Raw genomic sequence first — 18954 nt, forward strand, 5'->3', positions numbered from 1 at the left:
CCCGCGGAGCGGGTAGGAACGCGCTGCGCGCGTCCAAGGGAAACCGCCTTGCTTCGCAAGGCGGCCTGGGCTCGCTTCGCTCCCCCAGGAGCAACCCCCGCTTCGCGGAGGTTGCTTGACGGAGTGTTGATGGGGGGCCGAGCGAAGCTCGGCCCCCCATCAACCAGACTGCTGCGCAGTCCGGTTCGGCAGGTCCGCTTCGCTCCCCTGCCTCTGGCTTTCCGGCTTCGCCTCCAAGCCTGGCCCGCTACGCGGGCAGCTAGCTACAGCAGGTGGGGGTTCGGGGGTTGGGTCATTATCCTCCGCTTGGGCTCAGACTGAGTCCTCTTGCCCAAGCTCGCACGGCGTCGGTGATGGCCCTGTCATAGTGGTGTGGAAGCTCGGTCTCCGAGGCGCGCAATCAAAAATGGCTGCGGATAAAGTCTACGCTCAACGGGTAGTGCCTCTGGCGGGTGGCCCCGGGTAAGAGGTGATGTGCTGTGTCGACTCGGTGGACGCTCCGTCCCCATCAGGTCGAGGCTGTTGACGCGGTGGTGCGGGCCTTGGAGCACGTTCCTGATGAAGAATCATCAGGTGACGTACGGGCCCAGGTTGTCGCCGCTACGGGAACGGGCAAGAGCCTGATCGCCGTGAACGCGGCGCGGGCTCTGCGTGCACGGCGGGTGCTGGTGCTGGTTCCCACGCTCGGGCTGCTGGCGCAGACGGTGTCTGTGTGGCGTGAGGCGGGGCGCCGGGGTCCGATGTTCGGTGCCTGTTCGCTGTCGGGCGAGGATGCGCAGGTTCTTCAGTGCACCACCGATGAGGCGGAGTTGGTGGGGTGGGTTTCCGGTCTGGAGTCGGTGACGGTCTTTGCCACCTATGCCTCGTTGGGGGTGGGGGTCTTGGAGCGGAGTCATCGCTCGGGGCTGGGCGCCTGGGATCTGGTGGTGGTGGATGAGGCGCATCGGACGTCGGGGGCGTTGGGCAAGGCGTGGGCGGGGGTTCATGACAATGCGCGGGTGCCGGCGTTGCGGCGGTTGTACATGACGGCTACGCCGCGGCTGTGGGAGGTGACGGATCGGGAGGGGCCGGGGGGTAGTGAGCTGGTTGCGTCGATGGATGACGAGGCCGTGTTCGGTCCGGTGGTGTATCGGCTGTCGTTGTCGGAGGCGATTGAGCGGGGGCTGGTAGCTCGGTACCAGGTGGTGTGTGTCGACATCGCGGATCCTGGGCTGTCCGTGGTCGAGTTGGCCGGGGGTGCGGGGAGGACGGCGCAGGTTCGGGGTGTGCGGCTGGCGGCTTTGCAGACGGCGGTGATGAAGGCGGCCGCGGAGCGGAAGCTGAGGCGGCTGCTGACGTTTCATTACCGCACCAGTGAGGCTGAGGCGTTCTCCAGTGGTCTTGGTGCGGTGGCGAAGGAGTTGTGGGAGAGCGACCCGGAGCTGTATGCGGCGCCTGATGCGGTGTGGGCTGACTGGTTGTGCGGGGAGCACAAGCCGACGCATCGGGGGTGTGTGCTGGAGAAGTTCGCTTCGGAGCCGGAGGGTGATCTGGGGGCGGCGTGGGTGCGGGTGCTGTCGTCTGTGCGGGTGCTGGGTGAGGGGGTGGATACCAAGGAGTGCGATGCGGTTGTCTTCGCGGACGTGCGGGGGTCGGCTGTCGACATCGTCCAGGCGGTAGGGCGGGCGCTGCGGATGCAGCCTGGGGAGGGCAAGGTGGCCTCCCTGGTGGTGCCGGTCTTCCTCGGGCCGGGTGAGCAGCCTGATGAGATGCTGGTCTCTCGGGCCTATGGGGAGCTGGTGAAGGTTCTGGCAGCGTTGCGGGCTCATGACGCCCAGGCCGTGGAGCAGTTGGCTGTTCCCCAGGTGGCCGGCGGCGCTGCCGCCGGGGAGGCGGTCCGGGCGGCGGGCGAGGTGAGCCAGGCTGCCGGGGAGCTGCTGTCGTTCTCCCGGCCGCGGGATCCGGCGCAGCTGGCTGCGTTCATCAGTCTGCGGGTGCTGGAGCCCGAGACGCAGTTCTGGCGGCGGGGCCTGGCTGCCGCGCTCGCCTACCGCAGCGACCGTGGTGATCTGGCGGTGCCGTATGAGTATCGGACTCCGGACGGGTTTGCCCTGGGGGTGTGGATCGCCCGGCAGCGCTCCTCGCGCAACCGCGGGGAGCTGAGCGCGGAGCGGGTGGGGCAGCTGGATGAGCTCGGCATGATCTGGGCGCATGCCGAGGTCGCGTTCGCCGAGGGGCTGTCGGCGGCGCGGGGGTGGGCGGCTGAGCACGGGCATCTGCTGGCGCCGGCTGATGCCATGTGGGAGGGCTATCCGGTGGGACTGTGGCTGAAGAACCAGCGGGCCGTCGCGCGGCAGGGCAAGGGCGGGCAGGGAGCGGTTGGGCTGAGTGCGCAGCGGCGGCGGGCCTTGGAGAACATCGACCCGTCCTGGTGTCCTTCCTGGTCGGTGTCCTGGCAGCGGTGCTTCCATCTCGCCCGGCTGCACGTGCGCAGCGGGAAGGTGCTGCCGGAGGAGGCGGGGTGTCTGGTGGTCCAGGGGGAAGATCTGGGGCAGTGGGCGGTGTCGCAGCGGCGTCAGTGGGACACGCTGGGGGCGGCGCGGCAGTGGCTGCTGCGGGAAGAGCTCGGGCTCGGGCCGCTGCAGGACAGCGAGAAGGTCATCGCGGCGCCGCGTCGTACGCGGGCGCAGGTCTGGGCGGCGAACGTGGCGGCTGCCCGCCAGTACCAGCAGCGTGAGGGGCACCTGGAGGTGCCTCACCGGCACGTCGAGGAGGTGGGGGGTGATGCGTGCGCACTGGGGGTGTTCATCGCCAACAGCCGCGCCCGCCGCGCGCGGCTCGCGCCCGAGCGGGTCGAGGAGTTGTCCAAGCTGGGGATGCGGTGGGTGTAGGGCGCGGCTGGTCGCGTGAGAGTTGCTGGGCGGGGTGGCCGCGCGGGCCGGTCGGGCGGGCCGGTGCGTCGTGCCGTGCTGGGGCGGGAGGAGGTCAGTGGAACAGTGCTCGTGCCAGGACGGCCTGAAGTTTTCCGCCGGCGGCTGCGGCACCGAACTCGGCTGAGGTGGGGTCACCGGCCAGACCCGTGCACAAAACGACGCACTCCTGTGTCTGCAGCATCTGCCACATCGCGTCGGTGACCCGGGTGTGGTCGCTGTTGCGGATGATCGTCGGTTGTCCCCCTGCGGGTGCGGCGCCGTGCAGGCCTTCGAAGGCTCTGGTCTCGGCGCCGAAGATGGCCGTCCACTCGTGGCTTGGCTTGGGGATGCCCGGAGCCTGCCACGTCGGCCAGTTGAAGAAGTCCTTCATCTGGCTGGCCTCTCGCATGCCGCCGACTGGGTTCAAGGCGAGGAGGACGATGCGTGTGGTGGCAAGGGTGGTCTCTACCTGCCGGCCCTCTCGGCGCGCGCTTTCGATTTGTGCGGTCTGCAGGCCGACGTGGGTGACGCTGAAGTTCAGGGCGGGAAGCAGTGCTCCCCGGGGGGTGCCCAGTTGTGCGGTCATGCTTCCAGGATCGGAAGGCTTTTAGGTTCACGGTTTTTAGGTGGTTCACCATGAAAGTGTATGGATCATGTGGGTTTGGCGTATCGAGTCGTTTCGTGTCTGCGATAACGGTGCTGGTTGCCCGTTGCTGGCCCAGCGGGTTGTGCGGGACGCATCAAGGAGCAGTTCCTCGGCCGGGGATCTGGTGTCAGAGGCGGTCCATCGGCTGGGCCGCTGCTGCATAGTTCGGGCTCGTCGTGGGCCGTGCGGCTGTTCGCCGGCTGGCTAGCTCAGGTAGAGCGGGAGCAAGGCGCGCGTGAGTTGCTCACCCCGGGTGGTTACAGCAGTGAAGTCGGCTCGGTTCATTGCCGCGAAGTTGGTTGGGTAGGACGCGACTCGCTCCCGCGGTACGAGGTCGGCGGGCGGGGCGGGCAGTCGGTGGTCCTGCATGCCGAGGTAGGCGAGTGTGAAGCCGTCGATACGCCCGGCGGCTCCCCACTCGTGCAGTCGGGCACGGCCTGCGTCCTGGTTCTTGCGGTGTACGACTTCGAAGGAGCGGCGCAGGCGTCCGGCAAAGAAGTGCGGCGCTCTGGAGGGCAGTTCTCCCGGCCCGGCGTCACAGGCGATGATGTAGGAAACGTCGAAGACCTGGGGGGTGAATGCGGGGTTCCTGCCGGGTTCGAGGACGGACAGGCCGAGGTTGTCGAACACGCCGCCGTCGGTCAGCAGAACGGTCTGGCGCTGGCGCTGGCCGGAGCGCTCGAAGGTGAAGGTGCGTTCCAGAGCCGGCAGCAGGACGGGGAAGGCCGCGGAGGCGGCGACTGCGGTGGCGACCTGGACGGGTTCGGTGATGGTGCCGTAGCGGGAGCAGCTGCTGAGGGTGCTGCCGAAGCGGACGGCGTTGGTGGTGGCCAGGTCGGTGGCGGTGAGGACGGTGTCGAGGCCGGGATGGGTGACCTGGTCCATGGTCTTGGTGCCGAAGGCCCGCTCGGTGAGGAGAGTGGCCAGGGCGTCGGTGCGGTTGACGGGGCGGGCGACGGTGACAGTGTGGGAGAACAGGCCCCGGGCTGCGGCCTGGCTTGCGGCGGTGAGGTTGCGGGTGGCGGCGGCAGGGGTGAATGCCTTGCGGATGATGTCCTTTTGCAGGCCGGCGCGCAGCAGTTCGGTGGTGTGGGCGTCGAAGTCCGCAAAGTCGGTGGGTCCGTAGGCCCACAGGGCGGCCAGGAGGGAGCCGCCGGAGATGCCGGAGACGACGCGGATCTGGCTGAGGAGGTCGCGGTCGTTCAGAGCGCGCAGGCAGCCGAGGTGGAAGGCGGCTGCGCGTGAGCCTCCGCCGGAAAGGGCGAGGCCGATGTGGCGGGTCATGGGCGGGCATCGTCCGATCGGCGCGGGGTGGGCAGTCGGTGGGGCTGGGTGGCGTAGCCGCCGGGCCACCAGGTGATGTCCGGCTGCCCCGCGGTTACGCGGGGCTGGGCCGGGGTGGGCGCTGGGGTATCGGTGCGGTCGGCGAGGCGGGCGTAGAAGTGGGGTGGCTTGTCGTCCTCGAGCCAGGCCTTCCATACGTGGGTGGGGCCGCCGGCGATGAGGACCAGGGCGCGGGGCGGGGTGTCGTCGAGGGGCAGGGTGAGGGTGCCCATGGCGGCGAGGTCGGTTGGACTGGGGCGGGCCGGGCCGTGGGGGTGGGTGTGCCACATGCCGAGGAAGCGGGTGGTGGCTTGCGTAGCCGTGCGGCGGGCTGCGAGGTGTTCTCGGATGCCGGTGGTGCCGTGCTCGAAGTGGTGCTCGCTGAGCAGGGAGTCTGGAGGCGGACCAGTTGCTTCGTCGATCCACAGGATGCGGGTGGCGTCGTCGATGGCGCCCAGGAGCATGCCGCCGGTTTCCACCCGGGGGCCGCGGACGCGGGCACCGCGGCGGGCTTCGGCGCGCATTTCGGCGAGGGCGGCCGTGCTGATGCGGACCTGGTAGCCGCCTTCCTCGGTCAGGACGGTGTCGTTGGGCCAGGTCCACCACCGGGCCGCTGGCGAGGCGGGGTCGCTGGGGCCGGTGGGTGAACGGACGGTGAGGGCGGCCATGGTCTGCTGGGGCTCGGGGGTGGCCAGGGCGTGGAGGATGCCGGTCATGAGTTGGCCGGCCAGGCCGGTGACGTCGGCGGCGGAGCCGGTGAAGGTGGCGTCCGAGCAGCCGGGTTCGGGCTGGAAGAGGTCAGTGCGCGGTTGGGCGGGGAAGAAGTCGTCGAGGATGTCGGCGTGGGCGCCGGTGGTATTGGTGCGGGCGGCGAGCCCGGTGCGGCGCAGGATGTCGCTGCCGGCGCCGGTGGCACGGGTGGGCGAGAAGGCGGCGATGCCGCGGGTCGCCTGATGGCCGATCATCACGGTGGCCAGCGGCGGCCAGGTGGTGGGGTCGGTGGCGCGGACGGCTTCGAGGTGAGCGCGCACGATGCGGTTGGCGGTGGCGTCGATGATCAGGTCGAAGGAGTGCACGTCGGCGCCGTCGAGGGTGGTGGTGATGTTGCCGGGCAGCGGTTCGACGCAGGTGGTGTGCGGGGTGATGGCGGAGAGCCGGTCGGCGAGCGTGCGGCACTTGGAGAGGCCGATGTCGGCGTCTGTGTAGGGCTGGCGGGTCAGGATGCCGGGGTGGATGAGGGACTGGTCGGCGACGGTGACGCGGGCGGCTCCGGCGCGCACGCACATCTCTGCCATGGGGGCGCCCAGGGCGCCGGAGCCCAGGACGAGGATCTGCTTGCCGTTGAGCCATGCAGCCGGGGTGGCGGCGTCCCGGCGCACGGTGACTTCCGGGCGGGCTTCCTGGATGCGGGCCCACCGGGTGGGCAGGCTGCCCAGCCATTTCTCGCTGGTCTGCTCGAGGAAGTTCTGGCCGAGTTCGGCCAGGGGCGGGTAGCCGTCGAAGGCGGCTGCGGACAGGCGCCCCATCAGGTCGGCCAGGTCGGGAAGGTTCCAGGCGACCAGGTGGGGCAGCAGGTGGTCGCTGCCGGCGATGCCGCGGGAGGGGGTGCCGAGCAGGAGGTAGAGCGGGGCGACGGGGGTGTCGTCGTCCGGGTCGGCGACGGGCAGCAGGACGGTGCGGTTGCGGTCGGCGGCCACGCCGATCAGGCCGAGGATGACGGCCGGGGTGATCCCTTCGCCGGCCAGGGTCCCGATCAGCTCGCGGGCGGTGTTGGGGTATTCGAAGGTCAGGTGCCGTGTGGCGATCACTGCGGGGGCGAGGAAGACCTCCGACCCTGGCGGCAGCCCGGCTGTCTGGCGGGCTTGTTCGGCGCTGGTGGGCCAGGAGCCCAGGGGCAGCCAGCCGACCACGTCCTGGCGGTCGTCGCGGACCCGGTGCATAAGGGCCGCGCCGATCCAGGGTGCGCCCTGTGCGGTGGGGGCGTCGTGGCGGACGACCAGCAGGCCTGCGGACTGGTGGGTCAGGGCGTTGGGCGGGTGGAGGGGCTCGCCGGGCGTGTCGAGTTCCCCCGCGGCGGCGGCCTGGAACCAGTCCCAGACGCGGGTGATGAAGCCGTACATGCCGTCGGCCGGGTCCCATTCTGTGGCCGGTGAACGGTACATGCACAGATGGCGGGCCCAGTTGACGTGCGGGGCGCCCGCGAAGCGGGTGTGGGCCGTGCGTACCTGGGGGACGGCGAAGGGGAACGTGGGCGGGATCAGCAGGGTGATCGCTTCGCGCCGCTTGAAGTGCAGGCCGGCGGGTCTGCGGGACAGGGTGGAGCAGTCCACGCCGAGGCGGGCCTCGATCCAGCCGGGGAATCCGTCGGCGGAGTCGGCGGGGGTGATGCGGCCCAGCTCGAGGGCGTTGTTGGCGGCGGCGATCCGCTCAAGCTGGGTGATGGCCAGCTGCTGTCCGGGGGTTGCTGCCTGCAGGAGGAGGTCGCTCACGCGTCACCGAATCCGACGGAGGTTGCGGGGACGGCCTCGTCGCCGCGGGCCTGGCGGACCGCTTCCCGGCCTGCCTCGATACCGCGCGGCTGTGGAACTGGCGCGGCGGCCTGCGTGAGGGGGACGCTGTGGGTCAGGCCCAGTGCGGTGAGCAGCGTGCGCGAGCGGCCTGCCAGGGCGGCGGACTTCTCTTCGAGTTCGCCGGTGGTGACCAGGTCCAGGCCCAGGCCGGGCTCGAGGGCGAAGACCACCGGGCGGGGGTCTTCCGGAGTGGGGTGTTCACCGGTGCACAGGACGGGCAGTTCTGTGATCGTCTCGTAGGCGTCGCGGGCGAGCTTGTGGGGCGGGTTGTCGCCGCTCTTGTCGCTGGTACGGAAGGGCCGGGAGCTGGCTATCACGCGGGCGTCGGGGCCGGCATGGGCTTGCAGCTGGTCGAGGATGTCCTGCTTGAGTTCCTCAGTTCCGTCTTCGCCGGGCGCGTACATGACCTTCTTGGAGCAGTGGTGCGGGGAGAGCAGGACGTCCCACTCGACACGCTCGGTGCGGTCGTGGGATTCGCTGTAGTCGAGGATTTTCTTGATGGTCGGGTAGGCGAGGTCGCCCAGGAGCAGGATGCGGCCCGCCGTGCCGTCTGCGGCGGTCAGTTTCAGCTGCAGGGCGAGCGAGGTCTCGTTGCGCTCGCCTGCGCAGTCGTCGCGGAACGGGGCGTGGACGAATGCCTCGAACCGGTCGGAGACGTCGGTGCCGTCGATGGTGCTGATCGCCTTGCCGGGGGTGGTGAAGTAGGCGTCGGGCAGTTCGGCGTAGGAGTGCTGGTCGCGGTCGTCGTCGTAGCCGATGATGCGGACCCGGTCGCCGCTCTTGGGTTCCTTGCCAGCCTTGTTGGCCTTGATGGTGGCCTTCACCCGGCGTTCGACTTCGTCATGGAAGAGCTGGGCGTCCTCGCACATCGGGGTGTCCTCATCGAGCTCCCGCCACAGTCGCGGAGTCGCCCAGATCTCGCCGATCTTGATGGAGCTCTCCAGCAGGTCTCCGAAGCCGCAGCAGTGGTCCAGGTCCGCGTGGGTGAGCGCGAACAGGGCCAGGTAGGGCGTCTCGTCGTCGAGCTGCGGCAGGGTGTCCGCCAGGCGGTCGATGACCGCGGCCACGACCGCGTCGTCTTCGTCTGCGGCCTTCATGTCGCGCAGGTCGACCTGCATGACCAGGCCGTCGCCCAGCACGACGGTGGTGGAGTCTCCGGTGCCGACCGGCCAGAACACCACGCCCCGCTCGGGCAGTTCCGTCTCGACCATGTCCTACCTCTTCACGCCATTGTGATCAACGAGCCGGTAAAGCACATGACTTCACCGTGACGTCCAGGTGTACCACCCGCCACTGACAACCGGCCCGCACGCCGACCCCGGGACGGGGCGGAGAACGGCTACGGGCAGGGCAGGGACGGCGTTTTCCGGCATCGCCAACAGATGTCGTCGGGCAAGAGCCCGGGCCAAGGCCACCCATTTGTCTCCGGGCGCGCAGATGCCGGAAGAGACCACGGAGGCACTTGCCGTAAGCCTGTCGGCGAGACCAGGGTTGCTCTCGATGCGGAGGGACCACGGTGGGGGCGGGGATGACGGAGAGCGGCACGACGGAGTCCGTCCTGGGGCTCATGAGCGACAAACCGCGCGAGCAGACGGCTTTTAAGTCCTTGGTCGCTGGCTTGCGGTCCCAGGGACTCCGGGCTGAGCTGCGGGGAAGCCCTGAACGGCAGGAGAGGCTGTACCTGTACACGCCGCCGATTCCGGTGGATGCGGAGATCGAGATCGAGAGTGTCGCCGGATTCGTTGATCACACGGTGGTGCCTGCGCCACAGGAAGATCCCCGGCGGGTCGCAACGCAGGACACGGTCGCTCATGAACTCATCGGCCGACTTCAGGAGTTGGCTGCCCAGGCGCCGGGCGGCGGCCTGTGGCTGTCGATCAGCGCGGGGCCCTGGCTCGGCGCCCGGAAGAAGAACGCGAGCGCCTCTACGGTCGTGTCGTCGCGATGGCCCGCAAGGCGGTTGCGCGGGGCAAGCCGTTCGTGGATCTGCGAGACCTGCCTCGAGGAGCGTTTCCTCTGCCGACGATCGGCTTCTGCGTCCCACCCGATGCGAACCATCGTGTCACGATCGGCTTCAACGACCAGGTCGTCGGGTGGTCGGGCCGGATGACGGCCCACGGACGGTGGACGTGCACCGTCGGCGAGTTGCGGCCCAGCATCGGCCGCGCGGTGGAGGGGAAGTTGAAGAAGCAGCTGGCTCGCGTCCGGGCGGTCGAGCCCGACAAGCCGATCGGGCTCCTCCTCGACAGCAGACCCATGCAGGGCGGGAAGGGAAAGCCGGAGCCGGTGTTCGACCTTCCTGCGCTGGCTCTGGGCGCTCTGCTCACCGAGATCGCCCAGGACTGGCCCGGTGTGCTGACCAAGGCATGGCTTCTTTCCCCGCAGGGGCTCACCAGCGTCTACGGCGGCGGTGACAGCTTCGCCTGGTGATGCGGCCTCCGCATGCTGCGGCCTCCGTTGCAATCCGCACCGCGCTCGCGTCCGGCCAGCGCCCAGCCTGCAGCGACCCACCGGCCAGGACCGAGAACCGGCTTTGACGAACACCCGGTCACTGAGGTCACGGAGGTGCACCGCGTTCTCAAGGCCACGCCCTGCGGCTCGGTTGTGTCCTTGAGCGCTGATGTGTGGAGGCACAAGCCCCAGCCACTATTCAGAGCCGTCAGGATGGTCATTGACCCAGGACAGGCCGCCCAGGTCGAGTCGTTGGCGGGTGCGGGTGACGGCTACATACGCGAGGCGGGCCTCGCCATCGTCGATCGGCCCGGGCACAGAGCGTCCGGTGCCGTCTGTGCTCTCGCTGTCTTTGGGCGGGGTGAAGTCGTCGGCGATTTTCACACGGGCCCATTCGCGGCCCTTGGCCTTGTGGGCGGTAGAGACGGTCACCTCGGCATGGTTTTCCGGGCTGAGGCGGGCGAGGGCGGCGAGGATGGCGTCGGTGCCGTGGGTGTCGACCAAGTCGACCAGCGGTTGCAGGTCGCGCCCGGCCGGGTCGTGGGCGGCGTAGTCCTGCAGGGCGCCCCAGGAGGGGAATAGGACCAGTTCTGGGTGGTTGGTGCGGCGGCCTTCCTTGAGGTCGCGGGCGGCTTGGGCGAGGGTGCGCAGGCTGTCTCCTCCCCCGCCCAAGGCGGTGCGGCATCCGGCGGCCAGTAGATCCATGACCTGGGTCATGGATCCGACGTTGGTGCGGCACAGCACCGCGTCAGGCCGGTCGACATATCCGAGTTCGGTGGGAACGGCGCGGGTGCCGGTCAGGCGGATGGGGGCGTTGGCCAGGTGCAGCCAGCGGTTGGCCTCCTGGGCGAGGTGGGGTCCGAAGCGGAAGGACTGCGACAGGGCGAGCTGGGTGCCGTCGAAGCCGGTCATGATGTCCTTGGCGCCGCGCCAGTGGTAGATGGCCTGGGCGGAGTCGCCCACCATCACCAGTTGGGCGTGGTCGCGCTGGTTGAGGAAGATCTGTTCGACGACTGGGTTGGTGTCCTGGGCCTCGTCCAGCAGCAGGAAGTCGGCGTCGATCCTCGGCCGGGTCAGCGCCCAGATCTTCAGGTAGTGGTCGTGGTCGAAGCGGACACAGCCGTCGTCAGGGTTTTGCAGGTCGGTCCAGGCCTTGTGGGCGAACGGCACGATTTGGGCGGCGAGTTGGTTGTGCAGGTCCTGGTCTTCCAGGCCGCGCAGGCGCGGGACGTGGTGGCGGGAGATCTCGGGATCGGCCGTGTGGCAGAACTGTGTGACAGTGCGCAGGACCGCGTTGGAGAGGGCTCTTTGGGACACCTCGCGCTCGCCGATGCGGATGGCTTGGGTGAGGCCCAGGGCTTGGCCGGTCTGCCAGGCCGGGCGGCGGGGTGCGTTGAGACGCTGGGTGTAGCGGTGGCCGACGGCGGCGTAGGCGAGGGCGTGCGCGGTCTTGCACCGCACGTTTTTGGGGAAGCGGGCAGTCGCGTCCTGGGCGATGGCCCGGTTATAGGCGAGGTAGCGGCCGCGGCGCTGGGTGGTGCGGGCGAGCAGGGCCAGGGTGGTGGTCTTGCCGGTGCCTGCGCCGGCCTGCAGGGCCAGGTGCTGGCCGGCGTGGAAGGCGTCGGCCGCGGCACTCTGTTCGTCGGTCGGGTTCAGCACGACGGGTCTCCGATGGGATGGGTCAGGGCACGTCCGACGGCCGCCAGAAGGTGCGCGGCGGTCGTGCCGGCGAGCAAGCCGTGCACCGCCCGGTCGAGGCGGTCGGTCTCCTCATCGGCGTGCTGGGCAAGGGCGCGGTGAAGGGCCAGCGCCACGAAGTGTTCCGGGGACTGCCCCGCCTGGTCGGCGGTACGGCGGAGGGTGGCGTGCACGTCGGGCGGGAAGGCGACGTTAAGCAGGATCTGGCCGCCGGCGTCCGGATAGTGCGTGGTGATTACGTCGATGGGCAGCTGAGCGCCGAGGCGGCGGCGCAGACGGTGCGCGGCCCGGCCCGGGGCTTTGGCGCGCACCAGGGCAAGGACACGGGTGGCGTCGCGGTTGGCCGCGAGCGGCAATGTGTGGGCGGCCTGGTGCAGTTCGGCCGGGGTGGCGGGCCGGGTCAGGATGATTTCCAGGGCGTGGTACGGCATTCTCACCTCTGCCCGTGGCGGCCGGTCGAGGGGTGCGGCAGGCGGGTGTGGATGTGCACGGTGTGCAGGAGCGGGTCGAAACCTGCCATCCGGTCAGGGCCAGATCTGCTGCGCCGTCGGCGGCGGCATGCGCGGGGCAGCGCTGGGTGCGCCAGCGCAGTTGTTCGGTATAGGGCAGGCGGCTGAGATCGTAGACGGCCATCGGGGCTGCGGGAAGGGCGAGTTGGCCGCGATGCGCAGTGGCGGGCAGCAGTCTCCACAGACCTGCGGGGGCGTGGGGGCTGAGCACGGACTGGGGACAGCGGCAACGTTGGCGGGTCTGGGCCACACACCGGATGTGCTCGAGCGGCTGGTCGGCGAGGTAGCGGCCGAGTAGTAGTTGCACGACGGGGCGGCCGCTGCTCGGGCACGGCTCGCAGGCGGGTGCGGCGGGGGCGAGCGGGGTGAAGACGCCGGTTTCGATCAGGCGCCGGGAGCGGACGGCAAGCTCACGGCGCATCACCTCGATGTACGGGCTCAGCCCGGCGGATGCGGGGCGCCCCGGGCACAGCACCGCATGGAGGATGCGGCACCAGGCGCTGCCGTCGCCCTGAGGGTGGGCGATGCCGCAGCTCAGATGCCAGCGGCAGGGGGCCGGGATCCGGGCGGCGGCCAGTTCGGCGGGGTGCAGGGCGATGGACCGCTGGTCGGTGCGCTGGTGGACGTCGACGCGGTTGCCGCACAGGCGGCAGCGGCCGTTCTGGCCGGTGCGCAGCAGGCGGCTGGGGCTGGTGGCGGCTACTCGCAGTGGGCGGACTGGGCGGGCGGCACGCGGGCTGCCGTCCCAGTGGCAGGTGGTGAAGGCGGGGGTGGGGCGCATGCCGGGGACCGTGGCAGACGGTGCGCCCCGATGCGGGGCGGCGGCCGGGCGTGTCCCACGGGTGGCCTAGCTGTGGCGAACACCTGCACGACCGGTCGCATAGGTGCGTGAGACGTGTTCGCGGGTTCGGGTGATTGGCGGGCCGCCCGGCGCGCGGTGTCAGGCGCCTGCTGTGCCGGGCGGGCCGTGGTCCTCGCACAGCGGTCCCAGCAGCTGCTCGATGGGGACGTCGAAGGTGTGGGCGAGGGCGTGCCAGGTGGCGACACTGCCAGTGGTGTGACCGTGTTCGAGGTCGATGAGGGTGCGCCGGGCCAGGCCGCTGCGGCTGGCGAGTTCGTCGAACGTCCACCCGCGCTCGCTCCTCAGCCGAGCGAGTGTGACACGCAGGGCGGTGAGGTCCGGGTCGGGCGGCAAGATCGTCACCCCACCATCCGACGGTGCAGAACCCTGCCCTGTCAGTGCAGACTTCTGCACTATCTGAGCGGGTAGTACCGCGGGCCGTCACTGCTGCGCAGGTGCAGAGATCTGCACTACGGTGCGCCCGGCTCCCGCTCCAGCCGACCGGGAGCACATGCCATTTCGACGACGCGGATCAGTGGGGAGGGCAAGGAGCCGATGCGGCTTGCCAGTACGCATCCTGCGGTCCAGCGCTTGTGGACCGTGGAACTGCGCCCGCAGCCGGGCGGCCCGGCTCTGGCCTGCCCCCGCTGCGGGCGTGGTCATCCCCTCAGGGCCGCATCCGCGCGGTCGGCCGCGCTGGCCCATCTGGCCCACCATGCCCGCACCGACGCGCTGGCCGGACATCTGCGCACCTGCCAGTGCCGAGCCCGGGGCTGCCACTGGCACCCTCGCCACCGCGGCTGCGCCGGACCCGTGCTCCTCGCCCTGACCTGCGACCGCGGCGGCCGTGCGTGGCGGCTGGCCGACGCTTGCGCCGCCTGCGCCGCGGCGATGAGCCATACCGCCGTCGTACCTCCCACGCTGCCGGCCCCGCCCGGCAACAGCCCGGCTGTCCGGCGCAGCGCACCGCCGCCCGGCTGTTGGCCCTGCAGTGCGCGCTGCGCGCCGACACTCGGGGACAGGTCCGGCTGCCGGGTGGTTTTCTGCGTGGCATGCGCCTGTACGGCCGCACGGAACTGTGGCACGAACTCGAACACGCCGGCTGGCTGTACCGCTCATCCAGGAAGCACTCCCCCGTCACGGCGCACCTGCTGGACGCCGCCGTTCTCGCCCAGGCTCCCGGCCGCGCCGCGCGCGCCCGTGCCGCTCAGTGGGCCCTGCGACCCGCCCCGCTGGTCCTCCCGCCAGCCACCCCACCGGCTCTGCAGCTCACCGCACTCGCCCTGGCCGCCCACACCGCCGACGGCGCGGGCGGCGCCGAACTCGACATCCTCACCCGCCTGTGCGGGCAGTCGCCCCCGCAACTGGACGACCTCCTCGACCGGCTGGTCCGCTCACACCTGCTGGCCTTCTGGCGCCCCATCCGGGACAACGACGAGATTGTCTGGCAGCTGCCAAATCCCAGGGCACCCGCCAGGTGACGCCGTGATTAAGGCTTCATGCACTCAGCGTCGGTCAGCGGCAGGGCCCACTGGTAGACCTCTTCGTCCAGGACCTGGTCGGGGGTGCGCTGATGGAAGCGGGGATACAGGGCGGCGACGGCCGGGTTCCCGTCGGGGGCCTCGGGCGTGGCGCACTCCACCGGTTCGGCCAGCGAGCCGGGCATCGGGGCGGACATCCACCCGCCGCTGACCGGGTCTTTCACAGCGCGGGTCGGGGGCGCAGCGCGGTCATCAGTTCCAGTCCGGTGACGGCGGTGGAGCCGCACGGGGTGATCACGCGGGTGGCGTAGGTGCCCAGCAGTCGGGCGAGTTCGGCCGACTCCAACTTTTCGCCGTGCCCCAGGAGCGGGTGTCGAGCGCACCCCAGGGCACGACGGCGAACTGCACGCACTGACGGCGTGCGCCGTTGGCCGTGCCTAGACCCGCACCCAGGGGCCGAAGCAGCGCTTCGTCAATTTCCATTGCTTCGCAGCGAGTTGTCTCAGCAACGGGTGGTCGTCGGACAGGCGCAGACCACGCCGGTCCTCCAGCACGGCTGGCAGGCCCAGGCGTTGGACGGCGCAGGCGGTCAGCACGATCAACGGGTCGGCGTCCTTGCCCGAGCGGTACAGGCGGGCCAAGCCCAAGTGCGCCTCGGCAGCGTCCACAACGCCCGCATGGAACGCGGACAACAGAGCGGGAATGCCGTCCGGCGTCTGTCAGTAACGGCCGCCTGCACCAACACAGCTGGACACACCTGCCCGTGCGCTGGCCTGCTTCAGGGACGGGCGGGGAGAAAGTAATACAATCCCATCAATGGCTTCGCCTGGCTGGGTAAGTCCGCTCCCCTACCGGGCAGTTGTGTCCGTGCGGAGTTCGGACACCCTGCAGTGGCTACGGCCGTCCGGCGCAGGGCGAGAGAGGACACAAGCAGGGTGAGGGTACGGCGGCTGACACTGCAGCATTTCCGCGGCGTCAGCAAGGGCACGGTGCTGCTGGACGGGCATTCGCTGCTGGTGGGCTCCAACAGCGTCGGCAAGTCCACCGTCTGCGAGGCCCTCGAGCTCATCCTGGGACCGGAACGCATGTTCCGCAGGCCGGTGATCGACGAGTACGACTTCTACGGCGCCCGCTATCAGCCCGTGGACGGTGAGCTGCCGGAGATCCGGCTGGAGGCCGTGCTGACCGACCTGTCCCTGGAGGCAGAGCGCCGCTTCGGCCCCCATCTGCGGCGCTGGTCACCCGAGTCCAATGACTTCGCCGACCTGGATGCAGGAGCGTTGGCGCAAGCGGACGCTGGCGAGTGGTGCCTGCCGGTGGTGTTTCTGGGCCGGTTCGATCCGCAGGAGGACGACTTCTTCGGCGGCACCTACTTCGCCCACCCCGAGAACGTGCCGGACGACCTCACCGAGGAGAGCGCCGCCCTGGGTGCGGGCCATGCCCCTTTCACCCGGGAAGACAAGCGGCACTGCGGTTTTTTGTACCTGCGGCCCAACCGGACCGGGAGCAGGGCGCTGACCTTCCAGCGCGGGTCGCTGCTGGACACCATCGTGCGGCTGGAGGCCGAACGGGCCGGACCGCTGTGGGAGAAGGCGCTGACCGACCTGGCCGCGGTCGTCCTCGCGGGCGAGGACTCGGGGTTCGCGAAGATCCGCAGCGAGGTGACGCAGCGGGTGGACCGCTTCGTCAGCCTGGCCGCCGGACCCGATCCGGTCGATCTGCAAGTCTCGGAGCAGACACGCGAGCATTTGCGGGAGGTACTGCGGCTGTTCATCGCCACCCAGCCGGGCACGCACGGCGTGCCCTTCAACCGGCTGAGCACAGGCACGCTGAATCTGCTCGTCTTCGCGCTGCTGACCTACATCGCCGAGCTCAAGGGCGACCACTCGGTGATCTTCGCGATGGAGGAGCCGGAGATCGCGCTGCCGCCGCATGCGCAGCGCCGCCTGGTCGACTTCGTCACCCAGCGCATGGGGCAGACGATCGTCACCTCGCACTCGCCCTATGTCATCGAGAAGTTCGATCCCGCCCACATCGTGGTGCTGGGCCGCAACGAGGCGGGCGAGCTGGCCAGTTCACCGGTCGTGTTGCCGGACGACTTCAAGGCCAAGCGGTACCGGGACAACCGCCGCCAGTTCGCCGAGGCAGTGCTGGCCCGGGCGGTCCTGGTGGTGGAAGGAGCCACCGAGGCCGACCTCGTCCCCGCCGTCGCTGAAGTCCTGGAACAGGATCCTGCGGTCGACTACCTGCACCCCGACCTGGCCGGTGTCACGGTCTTCGACGCGCAGGGCGACGGCTCGGTGCCACTGTTCGCCCCGGTCTTCAAGAGCCTGGGCAAGCCGGTCTACGGCATCCACGACACCCCGGTGCGGCCACTGGCCGCCGACGTCAGCGCCAAGGCAGCCGACTTCACCCGGTACGAGGTCCTCCCGTACAAGGGGATCGAGGACCTGCTCACCCAGGAGGTCCCGCCCGCCGTGCAGCGCCGCTTCCTCACCACCGTGGCAGGCCAGACCGACTACCCGGACAAGTGCGGGTATCTGCGCGACGGTATGGACGACGACGCGGTCCGCGCACTGGCCTGGCAGGTCCTCAAGGCTCGCAAGGGCGACGGTTACGCCGCCGCTCTCGTCGCTGAGTGCAGCGGCCAGGCCGAGCTGCCAGCCTCGATAGCCGATTTCCTGCTGCAGATCGACCGCGATCTGCGCCCGCCCACCAGCGCCGAGCCCGCGCATCCGGCCTCGGCCCCGGAGGCCGATGCTGATGCGGCCGATGGAGCTTGACGACACCCGCCGGGCGATCCTGGCCAGCACCGGACATGTCCTGATCGAGGGTGGGCCCGGCTGCGGCAAGACCACCATCGCCCTGCTCAAAGCCCTCGACGCCCTGGGCGGCCTGGAAGCCGCGCAGCGGGTGCTGTTTCTGAGCTTCTCCCGCGCGGCGGTACGGCAGATCACCGATCGGATGGGCGGCCTGTTCAGCGCCTCCGCGCGCGCCCGGCTGGAGGTACGCACCTTTCACGCCTTCTTCCTGGAGTTGGTACGCAGCCACGGCCGGCTGCTCACTGGCCGGCCCGCGGCGTTCATCACCCCCGACCGGGAGCGGGAGCTGCGCGCCGACTTCGGCGGCGACAAGGACGCCTGGTCGGTGGAGTGCCGGCGGATGGCCGCCGAAGAGGGCCGCTACGTGTTCGACCTGCTGGCCGACACCGCCGCCACCTTGCTGGAGGACAGCAGCGCGGTGCGCGGGCTGTACAGCAGCATCTACCCGCTGGTCATCGTCGACGAGTTCCAGGACACCAACATCGACCAGTGGCGGGCCGTCAGAGCACTCAGCCAGGCCTCCACGGTGATTTGCCTGGCCGACCCCGACCAGCGCATCTTCGGGCACCTGCCCGGAGTCGACGAGGAACGCATCGCGCACGCCGTCGCCCACCTGCAGCCGGCCTGCTTCGACCTGTCGAAGGACAACCACCGCAGCCCCGAAGGCGGCCTGCTCGGCTACGCCAACGCCGTCCTGCACAACACCCCCTTGGCTGTCCCGGACGGTGTACGGACCCTCACCTACGTGCAGCGGTGGGGAGCTCTTCCGGTGGAGATCCGCACCCATCAGGCGGTGATCGCCCTCCGGGAACATTTGCGGGGCGAGCTCGGACGCGAGCCCACGCTCGCCGTCCTGGCCACCACCAACGGCCTCGTCGGCCGCATCTCGGAGAAGATCAGCGTGGAGAACGTGACCGCCCGTGGTGTGCTGCCGCCTGTGGAGCACGACCTGCACTGGGACCCCGAGCTGGCGGCCGCGGCCGGATTCGTCGTCGCCTCCCTCCTGGAGTGGCCCGCCCTGCCCCGCGAGGAGGCGCTCGCTAAGACCCTGCGCGCCGTGGCGGACTTCTACCGCACCAAGTTCGCCCGCGGCACCGCGGGCGCCCGCGCCAAGATCCAGACTATCGAGCGGGCCATCACCGCCCTGGCCGAGGGCAAACCCGTGCGCGCCAAGACGGCCCACGCCCTGCTGGCCGCCTATGACGCCGGCCTGAAGCTGGCCGGGCAGCCCATTACCGACTGGCAGGAGGCCCGCGCTTATCTGCGGGGCTCCGCCGAACTCGAAGAACTGTCCAAGCAGGTGCGGATGCTGCGCCTGCTGAACGCCACCGACACACTGGCTCTCGCCCTCACCCATGCCTGGGACGGATCCGACGCCTACGCCGATGCGGCCGCCGCCGTGCGTCGCGCCCTGGCCAGCGACCAGCTGACCCTGCCCGAGCAGAACACCGCAGCGGTCAGCCTCATGAGCATGCACCGCTCCAAAGGCAAGGAATTCGACGGCGTGGTCATCGCCGAAGGCGCCCACCACAGCCGGCTGCTGGATACGGCCTGGGACGAGGAGCGCATCCGGGCCAACCGGCGCCTGCTGCGGGTGGCGATCACCCGCGCCCGCCACATGGTGGTCTTCGTCCGCCCCAAAGACGCTGTGCCCCTCATTCCCCGCGTCGCCAAGCCAGCGACTGTCCCTGGCGGAGCGTGATGCAAGCGGGACTCTTCGCT

At 70.1% G+C, this 18954-nt stretch carries 15 protein-coding genes and 1 pseudogene; 5 read left to right on the plus strand and 11 right to left on the minus strand.

The features are described 5' to 3' along the window. The first annotated feature begins 479 nt into the window (after nt 1-479). Entirely contained in the window at nt 480-2870 is a 2391-nt protein-coding gene (locus tag ACZ6ZQ_RS32625; protein WP_469772123.1) for a helicase associated domain-containing protein, read from the plus strand. A 94-nt stretch (nt 2871-2964) separates the two neighbouring features. Here ACZ6ZQ_RS32625 and ACZ6ZQ_RS32630 read toward each other — a convergent pair whose 3' ends face one another. The 4 genes from ACZ6ZQ_RS32630 to ACZ6ZQ_RS32645 all read right to left on the minus strand — a co-directional run bounded on the left by ACZ6ZQ_RS32630 (nt 2965) and on the right by ACZ6ZQ_RS32645 (nt 8641). Beyond that, nucleotides 2965-3477, minus strand: a complete 513-nt coding sequence (locus ACZ6ZQ_RS32630; RefSeq protein WP_469772124.1) for a hypothetical protein — start codon at nt 3475-3477, stop codon at nt 2965-2967. Nucleotides 3478-3741: 264 nt separating this feature from the next. Next, entirely contained in the window at nt 3742-4821 is a 1080-nt protein-coding gene (locus tag ACZ6ZQ_RS32635; RefSeq protein WP_469772125.1) for a patatin-like phospholipase family protein, read from the minus strand. After that, the gene (locus ACZ6ZQ_RS32640; protein ID WP_469772126.1) at nt 4818-7349 is read right to left on the minus strand and encodes a ThiF family adenylyltransferase; all 2532 of its coding nucleotides are present in this window, start codon (nt 7347-7349) and stop codon (nt 4818-4820) included. Before ACZ6ZQ_RS32640 ends, ACZ6ZQ_RS32635 begins: the two co-directional genes overlap by 4 nt. Then, nucleotides 7346-8641, minus strand: a complete 1296-nt coding sequence (locus ACZ6ZQ_RS32645) for a ComEC/Rec2 family competence protein (protein WP_469772127.1) — start codon at nt 8639-8641, stop codon at nt 7346-7348. The genes ACZ6ZQ_RS32640 and ACZ6ZQ_RS32645 overlap by 4 nt, the downstream gene beginning before the upstream one ends. Nucleotides 8642-9296: 655 nt before the next feature. Between ACZ6ZQ_RS32645 and ACZ6ZQ_RS32650 the strand changes: the two genes are divergently transcribed. After that, on the plus strand, nt 9297-9860 hold the full coding sequence (locus ACZ6ZQ_RS32650; protein ID WP_469772128.1) for a hypothetical protein: 564 nt from the start codon (nt 9297-9299) through the stop codon (nt 9858-9860). 216 nt (nt 9861-10076) lie between these two features. Here ACZ6ZQ_RS32650 and ACZ6ZQ_RS32655 read toward each other — a convergent pair whose 3' ends face one another. The 4 genes and pseudogenes from ACZ6ZQ_RS32655 to ACZ6ZQ_RS32670 form a co-directional block, all read right to left on the minus strand. Beyond that, nucleotides 10077-11537 carry a UvrD-helicase domain-containing protein gene (locus ACZ6ZQ_RS32655; protein WP_469772171.1) on the minus strand — a complete coding sequence of 487 codons (1461 nt, stop codon included), beginning with the start codon at nt 11535-11537 and terminating at the stop codon, nt 10077-10079. After that, entirely contained in the window at nt 11534-12010 is a 477-nt protein-coding gene (locus tag ACZ6ZQ_RS32660) for a hypothetical protein (RefSeq protein WP_469772129.1), read from the minus strand. The genes ACZ6ZQ_RS32655 and ACZ6ZQ_RS32660 overlap by 4 nt, the downstream gene beginning before the upstream one ends. Before the next feature lie 520 nt (nt 12011-12530). After that, nucleotides 12531-12869, minus strand: a pseudogene (locus ACZ6ZQ_RS32665) (DUF6083 domain-containing protein); the annotation flags it as partial. Between the two features lie 159 nt (nt 12870-13028). Then, the gene (locus tag ACZ6ZQ_RS32670; RefSeq protein ID WP_391139029.1) at nt 13029-13292 is read right to left on the minus strand and encodes a helix-turn-helix transcriptional regulator; all 264 of its coding nucleotides are present in this window, start codon (nt 13290-13292) and stop codon (nt 13029-13031) included. Between the two features lie 689 nt (nt 13293-13981). Between ACZ6ZQ_RS32670 and ACZ6ZQ_RS32675 the strand changes: the two genes are divergently transcribed. After that, nucleotides 13982-14410, plus strand: coding sequence for a hypothetical protein (locus tag ACZ6ZQ_RS32675; RefSeq protein ID WP_469772130.1), 429 nt, complete (start codon nt 13982-13984; stop codon nt 14408-14410). Between the two features lie 8 nt (nt 14411-14418). Here the strand turns inward: ACZ6ZQ_RS32675 and ACZ6ZQ_RS32680 are convergent, their stop codons facing one another. The 3 genes from ACZ6ZQ_RS32680 to ACZ6ZQ_RS32690 all read right to left on the minus strand — a co-directional run bounded on the left by ACZ6ZQ_RS32680 (nt 14419) and on the right by ACZ6ZQ_RS32690 (nt 15078). Continuing rightward, nucleotides 14419-14607 (minus strand): hypothetical protein, encoded by a 189-nt coding sequence (locus ACZ6ZQ_RS32680; protein ID WP_469772131.1) that lies wholly within the window; start codon nt 14605-14607, stop codon nt 14419-14421. A gap of 23 nt (nt 14608-14630) precedes the next feature. Beyond that, complete coding sequence (locus tag ACZ6ZQ_RS32685; RefSeq protein WP_469772132.1) at nt 14631-14756, minus strand: hypothetical protein; 126 nt, start codon at nt 14754-14756, stop codon at nt 14631-14633. Nucleotides 14757-14847: 91 nt separating this feature from the next. Further along, the gene (locus ACZ6ZQ_RS32690) at nt 14848-15078 is read right to left on the minus strand and encodes a hypothetical protein (protein WP_469772133.1); all 231 of its coding nucleotides are present in this window, start codon (nt 15076-15078) and stop codon (nt 14848-14850) included. Nucleotides 15079-15345: 267 nt separating this feature from the next. On the opposite strand from ACZ6ZQ_RS32690, the gene ACZ6ZQ_RS32695 reads away from it, so the two are divergent. Together ACZ6ZQ_RS32695 and ACZ6ZQ_RS32700 are read left to right on the plus strand one after the other, a co-directional pair. Then, nucleotides 15346-17193, plus strand: coding sequence for an ATP-dependent nuclease (locus tag ACZ6ZQ_RS32695; protein WP_469772134.1), 1848 nt, complete (start codon nt 15346-15348; stop codon nt 17191-17193). Next, nucleotides 17183-18934 (plus strand): UvrD-helicase domain-containing protein, encoded by a 1752-nt coding sequence (locus ACZ6ZQ_RS32700; RefSeq protein WP_469772135.1) that lies wholly within the window; start codon nt 17183-17185, stop codon nt 18932-18934. The genes ACZ6ZQ_RS32695 and ACZ6ZQ_RS32700 overlap by 11 nt, the downstream gene beginning before the upstream one ends. The last annotated feature ends 20 nt before the right edge of the window (nt 18935-18954 follow it).

The sequence above is a fragment of the Streptomyces sp. NPDC053673 genome, assembly GCF_055585225.1.

Bases quoted from the DNA above. Each gene is read 5' to 3' on its own strand.
- ACZ6ZQ_RS32630 (WP_469772124.1), bottom strand. From the start codon at position 3,477: ATGACCGCACAACTGGGCACCCCCCGGGGAGCACTGCTTCCCGCCCTG.
- ACZ6ZQ_RS32645 (WP_469772127.1), bottom strand. From the start codon at position 8,641: ATGGTCGAGACGGAACTGCCCGAGCGGGGCGTGGTGTTCTGGCCGGTC.
- ACZ6ZQ_RS32700 (WP_469772135.1), top strand. From the start codon at position 17,183: ATGGAGCTTGACGACACCCGCCGGGCGATCCTGGCCAGCACCGGACAT.
- ACZ6ZQ_RS32660 (WP_469772129.1), bottom strand. From the start codon at position 12,010: ATGCCGTACCACGCCCTGGAAATCATCCTGACCCGGCCCGCCACCCCG.
- ACZ6ZQ_RS32635 (WP_469772125.1), bottom strand. From the start codon at position 4,821: ATGACCCGCCACATCGGCCTCGCCCTTTCCGGCGGAGGCTCACGCGCA.
- ACZ6ZQ_RS32680 (WP_469772131.1), bottom strand. From the start codon at position 14,607: ATGTCCGCCCCGATGCCCGGCTCGCTGGCCGAACCGGTGGAGTGCGCC.
- ACZ6ZQ_RS32675 (WP_469772130.1), top strand. From the start codon at position 13,982: ATGCGCCTGTACGGCCGCACGGAACTGTGGCACGAACTCGAACACGCC.